Here is an 11831-nt window from a genome sequence, read left to right as displayed (position 1 = left end):
GGTCGGCGCGAGCGAGTGCAAGCGCGTGCAAGCGCCGTGTGAGCGCCCCGGCGCACGCTCTTCTCATCCGGCCCGCACAGGGCCGCCACCGAACCACGAACGAGAGGACAGCCCCATGGCCACCAACAGCGACTGGGCCGTCGAAGCCCACGGCCTGGTCAAGGTCTTCGGCGAGAACCGCGCGGTCGACGGCGTCGACCTCAGCGTCCGCGCCGGAACCGTCTACGGAGTGCTCGGCCCGAACGGCGCCGGGAAGTCGACTACGATCAGCATGCTCGCCACCCTGCTCCGCCCCGACGCCGGCTCGGCCACGATCTTCGGCCACGACGTGCAGCGCGAGGCGCAGATCGTCCGCCAGCTCATCGGCGTCACCGCGCAGTTCGCGTCGGTCGACGAGAAGCTCTCGGCCACCGAGAACCTCATCATCTTCTCGCGCCTGCTCGGCCTCTCGCGCAGCCAGGCCCGTCGCAAGAGCGCCGCCCTGCTCGACGAGTTCGGCCTGACCGAGGCTGCGACCCGCCCGCTCGCGAAGTTCTCGGGCGGCATGCGCCGCCGGCTCGACCTCGCGGCCAGCCTCATCGCGCAGCCGCCGCTCATCTTCCTCGACGAGCCGACCACGGGCCTCGACCCGCGAACCCGCTCGCAGATGTGGGACACCATCCGCCGCCTCGTGAACGAGGGCTCCACCGTCCTCCTCACGACCCAGTACCTCGAGGAGGCCGACCAGCTCGCCGACCGCATCGCCGTCATCGACACCGGCCGCGTCGTCGCCGAGGGCACCGCTGAAGAGCTGAAGGCCTCCGTCGGCGAGTCGTCGCTCCAGCTCCGACTGGCCGACGGCGGCGACGTGGACGAAGCACGCCGCGTCATCCGCGAGACCCTGGGCGTCGACGCCGTCATCTCGCCCGAGGCCGGTCGCATCACGGCCCCCATGGCCGACCCCGATCGCGTGACCGACCTGTTCATCCGATTCCGCGAGACGGGCATCCGCCTCAGCGAGATGAGCGTGCAGAAGCCCACGCTCGACGAGGTCTTCCTCACCCTCACCGGCCACGGGGTCGACTCCGACTCCGTGGCAGCCGAGACGATCCAGAAAGAAGAGGTGCACGCATGACCGCGATCACCACGGCGACCCTCGAAGGGCGCCCGCTCAAGAACCACGTCAGCCTCGGCCAGTCGGTGCGCAACTCGTTCACCATGGCCTACCGCGGCATCCTCAAGATCCGCCGCACCCCCGAGCAGCTCATCGACGTCACCGTCCAGCCGATCATCTTCACCCTGATGTTCACGTACATCTTCGGCGGCGCGATCGCGGGCTCGATCGCCGACTACCTGCCGATGATCATCCCCGGCATCCTCGTCCAGACGGTCATCACCGGCTCCGTCGTCACCGGCACGCAGCTCCGCGAAGACATGGACAAGGGCGTGTTCGACCGCTTCAAGTCGCTGCCGATCGCGCGCATCGCCCCGCTCGCCGGCGCGCTGCTCGCCGACACCGTCCGCTACGCGATCGCCACGACGCTCACGCTGGTGATGGGCGTCATCCTCGGCTGGCGCCCGGGCGGCGGCCTGGGCCACGTCGTGCTCGCCGCCGTTCTCGTGATCGTCTGCGCCTGGGCGATCAGCTGGATCTTCGCCTTCTTCGGCGTCGTCGCCCGCAGCGCGTCGAGCGTCCAGGGCATCTCGTTCCTGGTGCTCTTCCCGCTCACGTTCCTCTCGAACGCGTTCGTCCCGGCCGACACCCTGCCGAACTGGCTCAAGGCGTTCGTGAACGCGAACCCGGTCTCGCACCTGGTCACCGCGGTCCGCGACCTCGCCAACACCGGCACCGTGACCGGAGACCTGTGGCTCGCGCTCCTCGGGGCGGCCGTGATCGTCGCGGTGTTCGCGCCCCTCACGGTGCGGTCGTACATGCGCAAGGCCTGACGGCCGAGGGGCGCAGGAACGGGCGGCTCGACTCCGGGCTGCCCGTTCCTGCGCCCCTTCGCCCTGCCTGCCGGGGCTCGGACTCAGCGCCGCAGCCGGCGGTCGCTCAGCAGCGCGATGGCCTCGCGGCGGGCGTCCGCCGACGTCATGGCCGTGACGTCGGGGATGCGGCCGGTGTCGAGCAGCCGGGCGTGCTCGAGCGACGGGATCTCCTGCCGGCCGTGCATCGCGATGCCGAGCTGCGCGAGCCGGATGCCTCTCGCCTCGAACTCGGCCGGGAGGCAGGCGAGGATCCACGAGGCGAGGGCGAAGACGGCCGCTCCGGCGATCGGGACGTCCTGGAACGCCTGAGGCACGCGGCTCTGCGCGATGAGGCGGGTGCGGAGGCGGGTGGCCATGCGGCCGACGTGCCTGTCGTGCTCGGCGCCGCCCGTGCGAGCTCGCAGGTGGGCCGACAGGGCGGCGGCCTCCGAGAGCGCGATGATCGGCGAGCGGAACCGGCTGCGGTCGTCCCGGATGCCCAGGACGGCCTCGTCGTACATGCCGAGCGCGTCGGCGTGCCGACCCTCCAGGAAGGCGATCTCCGCGAGGCCGCAGCGGGCGAACACCCGGACGTCCTGATCGCCCTCGGGCGTGGGGCCGGCGTCGTCGAGGAGCGCGGCGAAGCCCGCCCGGGCGCCGTCGACGTCGCCCAGAGCGATGCGGGCGCTCGCCTGGCGCCATTCCACCTCGGCCAGGTCGCCGACGGCGCCGAGCGAGACCAGGCCGGTGCGGGCCTTCTCGGCCCACTCGAGAGCCTCGCGGGGCTGGGCCTCCTGGGCGTGGAGCTGAGACAGGAAGCCCGCACTCGTCGCCGTCGCCCAGGCGTGGCCGTTCTGAACCGTGCTGTCGTAGGCCCGCCGCGCGTGGACGAACGCGTTGTCGATGCGGCCGTCGTTCTCGGCGATCTGGGCAGTGATCACGGAGCCGAGCTCGACGATCACCGAGTCGCTCGAGGCGGCCATCCGCGCCAGGTGGCCCTGGAACGCCTCGACGCCGACGAGGGTCGCCAGGAAGAGGCCGGTCAGGGCCTCGAGGCGGGCGTCGGCGGCCGGGCCGTCGCGGCGGAGGCGGCGGAGGCGACCCAGCGCCAACGTGCCCGCTCGCCCGCCGCCGAACAGGTGCTGGCTGCCGGCCACGGCGCACGCCAGCAGCTCGGCGTCGCGGTGCTCGGGTGCCGGCCACCCGGTGCGGAGCACGCGCACGACATCGGGCGCGAATGCCGTGACGTCGGCGTGGCTGGCGTTCAGCGACCAGAAGTAGCCGAGCACGGCGAACGCGTCGGCGACGGTGCCACGGCGCTCGACGTCGACGGCGAGGCGCAGGACGTGCACGAGGTCGTCCTGCTCGGCCGCCATGACGGCGAATCGGCGGACCTGGTCCGGGCCGTCGAGGTGCGAGCGGATGTAGGACGAGAACCACTCCGCCCACCGGAACATGGCCTCGCGCACGTCGTCGGACTCGCCCGACGCGATCAGCTGAGCGTCGCCGAACTCGCGCACCGTCTCGAGCATCCGGTAGCGGACGCGGCCGGTGCGGTGCTCTTCGGAGACTCCCACCAGCGACTGGCGGACGAGGCCGTCCAAGGCGTCGGCGACGTCGTGCTGGTCGGCCGAGCTCGGGCTGCCCACGATCTCGGCGGCGTCGGCCGAGAAGCCGTCGGGGAAGCGCGACAGGCGGGCGAGCAGGACCCGCTCGTCGTCGGCGAGGAGGTTCCACGACCAGTCGATGACGGCCGTGAGGGTGCGGTGGCGCTCGGGCGCGGAGCGGTCGCCGGAGGTGAGCAGGGCGAACCGGTTGCCGAGGCGGCGCTCGATCTCGTCGACGGCCATCGAGCGCACGCGTGCGGCGGCGAGCTCGATGGCGAGCGGCAGGCCGTCGAGACGTGCGCACAGGCGCTGGACGGCCTCGCGGGGGAGCGCCACGCCGGGGCGCGCCGATCGGGCGCGCTGCTCGAACAGCTCCACGGCGACGCCCGCACTCGGCAGGGTCTCGAGCGGGTGCACGACCTCGGCGCCGATCGACAGCGGCGATCGGCTCGTCGCGAGTACGCGCACGTCAGCGGTCTCAGCCAGCATCTCGGCGGTCAGCTCGGCCGCCGAGCCGATCACGTGCTCGCAGTTGTCGAGGACCAGCAGGGTGGGCATCTCGAGCAGGGCGTCCGCCAGACGCTCGCGAACGCCTCGGCGCACGCCGGGGTCGGCCAGGCGCAGTCGCGGCGCGCCGACCTCCCGCACGCCGAGCGCACTCGCCACGGCGAGCACCACGTCGTCGTCGCTGCGGACGGCGGCGAGCTCGACGACGACCACCCGCGCCGTGCTGTCGCCGGCGCGGCGGGCCACCTCCTGGGCGAGACGCGTCTTGCCGAGACCGCCCGGCCCGAGGATGGTCACGAGGCGCGACGTCGTCAGGCCGTGCTCGACGGCGGCGATGTCGGCGGCACGGCCGAGAAGCTCGTTGGGCGCCGTGCGGAGGCCGACGGCGATGCGGGTGCGGCGAGGTGTCGGTGTCGTGGAGCTCGGAGGAACGGCCTCGGCAGCTGCCCTGGCCGCTTCAGCCCCGTCGTCGGCCTCGGTCAGCAGGGCCGTGTTGGCGGCGATCAGGAGGGCCGACGGCGACGAGCCCAGCTCGTCGGCCAGAGCCTCGCGGTGAGCCGCGAACACGCGGAGAGCCGCGGTGCGCCGGCCGTCCGCGGCCAGCGCCCGCATCCTCAGGGCCACGTCGCCGTCGTCGGTGCGGCGACCGCGCTCGGCGAGGAGCGAGTCGAGCTCGTCGAGAGCGGCGAGGGCGCCCTGGCCGTCGCCGACGGAGCAGCGCGCTGTCGCGGCGGTGCGCAGGGCGTCGGCCCGGAGGCCGGCCGCCTCGGCGACGAGGTCGTCCACGAGCTCGAAGCCGTCGAGGTCGGCCGCGGGGGAGCCGCGCCAGGTCGCGAGCGCCGTGGTCGCGAGGTGGTCGGCTTCAGCAGGCTCCGCGCCGGCCGCCTGCGCCAGCAGGGTGCGCACCGCGTGGAGGTCGGTCGCCTTCGGGTCGCCCAGGCGGTAGCCGGTCGGAGTGGACACGACGAGGTCGTCGGCAGCGGCGTGACGGACCCGGGAGACCAGGGTCTGGAGGGCCGCCTTGGCCTGCCGCGGGGGCGTGTCGCCCCAGAGGTCGTCGATGAGGCGGGGGGAGGTGACGCCGGAAGCTCCTGCGACCGACAGAGCGACGATGAACGCCTTCGCGCGCGGGCCCGCCGGCTCGACGAGCGTGCCCGGCTCGCGGCCGGCGACGCGGACGGGACCCAGCACAGCGACGAGGACACGGGCTGGAGGCACCCGGCGAGTCTAGCGCGCTGGTCAACGCCAACGATACGTCAGCGACCTATCGCTATGGGGCGCCTCGCTTAGTCGTCTGGCCGCGGTTCGTCGTCTGGCCGCCGTTCGTCGTCAGGCCGCGGTATCGGTCTGGAACCAGATCTCGTCGAAGGCGCGATGCTCGGCGCCGCGGGCGAACGACGAGCGGAGATCATGCGAGGCGCCGCCCACGACCAGCACCTCGAGGCCGCGGGCGAGAAGCCCGTCGAGCAGCTCACCGACGAAGCCGTGGTCAGCGAGCGCCACCAGGCTGGCGTCGATCTCGACGTGCGCGGCGGCGTCGCTCGGCACGCCGTCCGCGAGGGCGCGCCCGGTCGCCGCGTCGGCGACGAGCGGGGGCAGGGTGAGGGTGAACATCTGGTCGAGAATGGTACCCCTCGCCCCGCCCGCGCGGGTCTGGCCGCAGTATTCCGAGTCGTAGGCGTTCTTCTCGGCGTTCAGCGTGATGGCGCCGTGACGCTTCGGCGAGATGGCTCCCCGCGTCGCCGCGTGGCCTGCGACCCGACGCGCAAGGCCATCTCGCGTGCCCGACCTCGGAGGAGGTTCCACGAATTGTGAAAGGTTCGCCGCGCCCGCGACACTCCTCTAGTGAAGGGGGTGGAAGTGGAACTCACACATGAGGCAGACGCAGACCTGGTCCGACGCACGATCGCCGGCGACCGGGACGCGCTCGCGCTGGTCTTCGACCGGTTCGCGCCGACGGTGACCCGCTACGCGTGGGCACTGGCATCGAGCCGGATGGACGTCGAGGAGATCGTGCAGGACACGTTCCTGACGTTCTGGCAGAAGGCGGAGTCCGTATCGGGCGCGACGACGACGGGGGAGTCGTCGCTGCTGCCCTGGCTCCTGGTCGTGTGCCGCAACCACGCGCTCAACCTGGCACGCAAGAGGGCACGCCACGAGAGCGACGAGCTGACCGACGAGGTCGCGGCTCCGGCCGACGAGGCCGACGCCCGAGAGCGGCTGCGCTGGGTGCGCGACGAGATCGCCGCCCTCTCGCCGCTCGACCAGCGCGTGTGCGAGCTCTGCCTCATCGAGGGCAGGCCCTACGCCGAGGTCGCGGAATCCCTCGGGATCACCGTGACCGCCGTCACCCAGCGGGTCTTCCGCTCCCGAGCACGACTGAAGAAGGCGGTGACCGACCGTGAACACTGAGCCACCCACCGGAGACGACCTGAACCGCATGCTCGTCTCCATGAAGCAGAACGTCCTCGAGGGCGCCGTCGCGCACCCGGTGAAGCGCCGGCGCCGGAACTGGGGCATCGCCCTCGGCGTCATCGCGTTCCTGGGCCTCGGTGCGGCCTCCGGCGGGGTCGCCCTCGGTCTGGTCCCCTCGCCGTTCACGGCCTCGGCCCCCGTCGCCCCCGTCACCTCGGCTCCGCCGGCCCCGTCGCCGACGGCCACCACAGCTCCGCCTCCCCAGCCCAGCAAGACGGCCACGCCGGTAGCGGGCCCGCGCAGCACGGTGCCGATCACCTGCAGCGCACTCGGCGAAGCCGGCGACCTCCAGCGGCTCGCTCCGGCGCTCGCCTGGATCGCGCCGACGTCCGCGTCGCCAGTGACGGCGACGATCAAGAGCGAGGGCGTGCTGACCTGCTCCTACTCCGACGATGCATCCGGGATGGGGACGTCGCTGCAGATCTCGGCATTCGCCGACGCGGCCGAGGGCCGCAAGCAGATCGCGGGCTGGATCGCGGGCGGCAGCGAGACGGCGGCCAATGTCGGCAGCGTCTCGGCTCAGTACTGCGGGGGTCCATACGAGGACTGCTCGGTCAACTTCGTCGCGGGCGACTTCTGGGTCGTTGCCAGCTACATGGCCGCCGACCACCCGACCGTCGTTCCCGCCGCCCTGACGTCGGTGATCCGCGACATGGCGAGCGCGCTCGCCCCGCTCACAGCCGTGGAGCCGTGGACTCCGCCGACCTCGATCTGGACCGACGTGACGACCTGCGACGCGATGGCCACTGCCACGCCGATCGACGAGATTCTGGGCACGGCTTCGGTGACTGAGCCCTTCGCCACCGGGACCGACGGCGGGGACGTCATCTCGAACTCGCATGTGAGCCTGCTCTGCTCTTGGCAGGCGAGCACGCCGGGTGTCGATGAGAATGAGTCCATGAACGCCGATCTCTCCGTCGGAGGCGCAAGCCAGCTCGAGGGCCTGGCTCGGAAGGGCGACGCCGGGACGCCGATCACGGTCGAGGGCGCGGACTCCGCGTTCTCCACCTGCGACACATCGCCGACCGAGGGCTGTCTGATCGACGTCGAGACCGACGGCTCGTGGCTTCGCGTCGGCCAAGGAGCAGGAGTCGGGTCGGATCGCCTCGGCGTACTGGTGAGGGTCGCCGCCTCGCTGATCGCAGGTCAGAAGGGTCGCTAGGCTGGACGCCACCCCCTGAAGCAAAGGAACAGACGTGTCAGACGCCGGAGAACCCACGACCGCCATCGATCCGATCGAGGTCACGGAGACGACGACGGGCTTCGAGCTGTTCCCGCAGCGCGAGGTGGTGGCTGTCCGCGTCGACGGCGTGCTCTTCGACATGGCCGGCGAGTTCCTGCCCGGGACTGTGGCCGAGCCCGTGCTGATCGACTCGCCGCAGGGCCTCGAGATCCTGCGCCACTCGACGGCGCACGTCATGGCGCAGGCCGTGCAGTCGATCAACCCCGAGGCCAAGCTCGGCATCGGCCCGCCCGTCGTCGACGGCTTCTACTTCGACTTCGACGTCGCCGAGCCCTTCACCCCGGAAGACCTCAAGGCGATCGAGAAGGTCATGGAGCGCATCGTCAAGGCGAACCAGCGCTTCGTGCGCCGAGTGGTCTCCGAAGACGAGGCGCGCGACCTGATGGCGAACGAGCCGTACAAGCTCGAGCTGATCGGCCTCAAGGGCGGCACCGACCTCGACCAGGACGCCGGCGAGGCCGGCGTCGAGATCGGCGGCGCGGAGCTGACCGTCTACGACAACGTCGACCCCAAGACCGGCGACGTCGTCTGGCGCGACCTCTGCCGCGGCCCTCACCTGCCGTCGACCCGCCTGATCCAGAACGGCTGGAAGCTCATGCGCAACGCCGCGGCCTACTGGCGCGGCTCGGAGAAGAACAAGCAGCTCCAGCGCATCTACGGCACCGCCTGGGCCACGAAAGACGACCTGCGCGAGCACCTCGCCCGCCTCGAGGAGGCCGCCAAGCGCGACCACCGCAAGCTGGGCGCCGAGCTCGACCTGTTCTCGTTCCCCGACGAGCTGGGCTCCGGCCTCGCCGTCTTCCACCCCAAGGGCGGCATCATCCGCCGCGCCATGGAGGACTACTCGCGCCAGCGCCACGAGCAGGAGGGCTACGAGTTCGTCTACACGCCCCACATCACCAAGGCGAACCTCTACGAGACCTCGGGCCACCTCGACTGGTACAAAGACGGCATGTTCCCGGCCATGCACCTCGACGAGGCGCGCAACGAGGAGGGCGAGATCGTCCGCCAGGGCGCCGACTACTACCTCAAGCCGATGAACTGCCCGATGCACATCCTCGTGTACCGCTCGCAGGGCCGCTCGTACCGCGACCTGCCGCTGCGCCTGTTCGAGTTCGGCACCGTCTACCGCAACGAGAAGTCCGGCGTCATCCACGGCCTCACCCGCGTGCGCGGCATGACCCAGGACGACGCGCACATCTTCACCACCCGCGAGGAGATGGCGAACGAGCTCAAGAACACGCTCGGCTTCGTGCTGTCGCTGCTCAAGGACTACGGCCTGAACGACTTCTACCTCGAGCTCTCGACGAAGGATCCCGAGAAGTACGTCGGCGACGACGCCACCTGGGAGGAGGCGACCGAGACGCTGGCGCAGGTCGCTCGCGAAACCGGCCTCGAGCTCGTGCCCGACCCCGCGGGCGCTGCCTTCTACGGCCCGAAGATCTCCGTCCAGGCGCGCGATGCGATCGGCCGCACCTGGCAGATGTCGACCGTCCAGCTCGACTTCAACCTTCCTGAGCGCTTCGACCTCGACTACACGGCGGCCGACGGCACTCACCAGCGCCCCGTCATGGTCCACCGAGCGCTGTTCGGCTCGATCGAGCGCTTCTTCGGCGTGCTGACCGAGCACTACGCCGGCGCCTTCCCGGTGTGGCTGTCGCCCGTGCAGGTCGTCGGCATCCCGGTGGCCGACGAGTACGGCCCCTACCTCGACGAGATCGCCGCACAGCTGCGCGCCGAGGGCGTGCGCGTGCAGATCGATCACGGCAACGACCGCATGCCGAAGAAGATCCGCACGCACACCAAGGCCAAGGTCCCGTTCCAGCTCATCGCCGGCGAGGAGGACCGCGCGGCCGGCAGCGTGAGCTTCCGGTACCGCGACGGCTCGCAGGAGAACGGCATCCCGGTCGCCGACGCGATCGCGAAGATCGTCGAGGCCATCGAGACCAAGGCGCAGGTCTGACCGTGCCGGAGGCCGGGGCGGAGTCCTCCGCCGACTTCGCCGCGGCTCCCGACGCGTTCCAGCGCCTCTGGACCCCGCACCGCGCCGTCTACGTCGAGAAGGGGCAGGGCGCGCACGACGACGACTGCCCGTTCTGCAGCGCCCCGTCGAAGCCCGACGCCGAGGTCCTGATCGTCGCGCGCGGCGAGCACGCCTACGCGCTGCTGAACCTCTTCCCGTACAACCCCGGCCACCTGCTCGTCTGCCCTTACCGCCACATCGCGAACTACGACGAGGCCACGGCCGAGGAGGTCGCCGAGATCGGCGAGATGTCCCAGACCGCGATGCGCGTGCTGCGCGAGGTCTCGCACGCCCAGGGCTTCAACCTCGGCATGAACCAGGGCTCGGTGGGCGGCGCCGGCATCGCCGCGCACCTGCACCAGCACGTCGTGCCGCGCTACGGCGGCGACTCGAACTTCTTCCCGATCATCGCCGAGACGAAGGCGATCACGCAGCTGCTCGGCGACGTCCGCGAGGCGGTCGCGACCGCGTGGCCACCGCGCACCGGGAGGCCGCGCACCGTAAGCTAGGGGACCATGAGCGACAGCACCCCCACCACCGGATCCTCCCTCGTCAAGCGCGGCCTCGCCGACATGCTCAAGGGCGGCGTCATCATGGACGTCGTCAACGTCGAGCAGGCGACCATCGCGCAGGAGGCCGGCGCGACCGCCGTCATGGCCCTCGAGCGCGTGCCCGCCGACATCCGCGCGCAGGGCGGCGTCGCTCGCATGTCCGACCCCGACATGATCGACGAGATCATCAAGGCCGTCGACATCCCCGTCATGGCGAAGGCCCGCATCGGCCACTTCGTCGAGGCGCAGATCCTCGAGACCCTCGGCGTCGACTACATTGACGAGTCAGAGGTGCTCAGCCCGGCCGACTACGTGAACCACATCGACAAGTGGAAGTTCACCGTGCCCTTCGTCTGCGGTGCCACCAACCTGGGCGAGGCGCTCCGTCGCATCACCGAGGGCGCGGCCATGATCCGCTCCAAGGGCGAGGCCGGCACCGGCGACGTCTCCGAAGCCACGAAGCACATCCGGACGATCACGAAAGAGATCGCCGCCCTGCGCCACCTCCGCGACGACGAGCTCTACGTCGCCGCCAAGGAGCTCCAGGCCCCGATCGAGACCGTCCGCGAGGTCGCCGCCACCGGCAAGCTCCCCGTCGTGCTCTTCACGGCGGGCGGCGTCGCGACGCCCGCCGACGCCGCGCTCATGATGCAGCTCGGCGCCGACGGCGTCTTCGTCGGCTCCGGCATCTTCAAGTCGGGCGACCCGGCCGCCCGCGCCGCCGCGATCGTCAAGGCGACCACGTTCTTCGACGACGCCACGATCGTCGCCGAGGCCTCCCGCGGGCTGGGCGAGGCCATGGTGGGCATCAACGTCGCAGACGTGCCCGCGCCGCACCGCCTCGCCGAGCGTGGCTGGTAACGGCCCGAGAGTGCGCATCGGGGTCCTGGCCCTCCAGGGCGACTTCCGCGAGCACCTGCACGTCGTCTCGTCTCTCGGCGAGACCGCGGTGCCCGTCCGGCGCGAGGCCGAGCTGGCCGAGGTCGACGGGCTGATCATCCCCGGCGGCGAGTCCAGCGTCATGGACAAGCTGTCGCGCACGTTCGGCCTCGCCGAGCCGCTCAAGGCCGCCATCGCCGCGGGCCTGCCCGTCTACGGCACCTGCGCCGGCCTCATCATGCTGGCCGACCGCATCCTCGACGGCATGGCCGGCCAGCAGACGCTCGGCGGCCTCGACGTCGCCGTCCGCCGCAACGCGTTCGGCTCGCAGCGCGACTCGTTCGAAGAAGACCTGAGCGTTCCGGCCCTGCCCGGCGACACGGTGCACGCGGTGTTCATCCGCGCACCCGTGGTGGAGTCCGTGGGGGAGCGCGCGACTCCGCTGGGCACCCTGGCCGACGGCCGGGTCGTCGCGGTCGAGCAGGGCGACCTGCTCGGCACGTCGTTCCACCCCGAGATGACGAACGACTACCGCTTCCACGAGTACTTCCTCGGCAAGGTGCGTGCTCGCACGACCTGAACGCCCCGCCGGTACACTT

General features: G+C 71.4%; 10 protein-coding genes. 8 read left to right on the top strand and 2 right to left on the bottom strand.

All coding sequences use genetic code 11. The annotated features are described in order from the left end of the window. The first annotated feature begins 115 nt into the window (after positions 1–115). Both AC3CBB_RS05650 and AC3CBB_RS05645 read left to right on the top strand, forming a co-directional pair. Complete coding sequence (locus AC3CBB_RS05650; protein WP_123504632.1) at positions 116–1114, top strand: ATP-binding cassette domain-containing protein; 999 nt, start codon at positions 116–118, stop codon at positions 1112–1114. Then, positions 1111–1926: an ABC transporter permease gene (locus AC3CBB_RS05645; RefSeq protein WP_123504631.1), complete on the top strand. Its 816-nt coding sequence runs from the start codon at positions 1111–1113 to the stop codon at positions 1924–1926. The genes AC3CBB_RS05650 and AC3CBB_RS05645 overlap by 4 nt, the downstream gene beginning before the upstream one ends. Before the next feature lie 83 nt (positions 1927–2009). Here the strand turns inward: AC3CBB_RS05645 and AC3CBB_RS05640 are convergent, their stop codons facing one another. After that, the gene (locus AC3CBB_RS05640; protein WP_488626290.1) at positions 2010–5279 is read right to left on the bottom strand and encodes an AfsR/SARP family transcriptional regulator; all 3270 of its coding nucleotides are present in this window, start codon (positions 5277–5279) and stop codon (positions 2010–2012) included. A 111-nt stretch (positions 5280–5390) separates the two neighbouring features. Beyond that, the gene (locus tag AC3CBB_RS05635) at positions 5391–5675 is read right to left on the bottom strand and encodes a hypothetical protein (RefSeq protein WP_488626289.1); all 285 of its coding nucleotides are present in this window, start codon (positions 5673–5675) and stop codon (positions 5391–5393) included. 246 nt (positions 5676–5921) lie between these two features. Here AC3CBB_RS05635 and AC3CBB_RS05630 point away from each other — a divergent pair, with 246 nt between their 5' ends. From AC3CBB_RS05630 to pdxT, 6 genes are read left to right on the top strand one after another with little or no spacing between them, the layout of a single operon-like run. Then, complete coding sequence (locus AC3CBB_RS05630) at positions 5922–6473, top strand: RNA polymerase sigma factor (RefSeq protein ID WP_488626288.1); 552 nt, start codon at positions 5922–5924, stop codon at positions 6471–6473. Continuing rightward, positions 6463–7698: a hypothetical protein gene (locus AC3CBB_RS05625; protein WP_488626287.1), complete on the top strand. Its 1236-nt coding sequence runs from the start codon at positions 6463–6465 to the stop codon at positions 7696–7698. The genes AC3CBB_RS05630 and AC3CBB_RS05625 overlap by 11 nt, the downstream gene beginning before the upstream one ends. Before the next feature lie 34 nt (positions 7699–7732). Further along, the gene (thrS, locus tag AC3CBB_RS05620; RefSeq protein ID WP_123504626.1) at positions 7733–9742 is read left to right on the top strand and encodes a threonine--tRNA ligase; all 2010 of its coding nucleotides are present in this window, start codon (positions 7733–7735) and stop codon (positions 9740–9742) included. Between the two features lie 2 nt (positions 9743–9744). Further along, complete coding sequence (locus AC3CBB_RS05615; RefSeq protein WP_370454034.1) at positions 9745–10311, top strand: HIT family protein; 567 nt, start codon at positions 9745–9747, stop codon at positions 10309–10311. Positions 10312–10317: 6 nt separating this feature from the next. Beyond that, positions 10318–11214, top strand: coding sequence for a pyridoxal 5'-phosphate synthase lyase subunit PdxS (pdxS, locus tag AC3CBB_RS05610; RefSeq protein ID WP_488626286.1), 897 nt, complete (start codon positions 10318–10320; stop codon positions 11212–11214). A 10-nt stretch (positions 11215–11224) separates the two neighbouring features. Further along, positions 11225–11812: a pyridoxal 5'-phosphate synthase glutaminase subunit PdxT gene (gene pdxT, locus AC3CBB_RS05605; protein ID WP_488626285.1), complete on the top strand. Its 588-nt coding sequence runs from the start codon at positions 11225–11227 to the stop codon at positions 11810–11812. Positions 11813–11831 lie beyond the last annotated feature (19 nt).

It is taken from the genome of Frondihabitans sp. OV104, from assembly GCF_057787745.1.
Note: the sequence above shows the minus strand (reverse complement) of the source record. Positions and strands in the feature narration are given on the sequence as shown.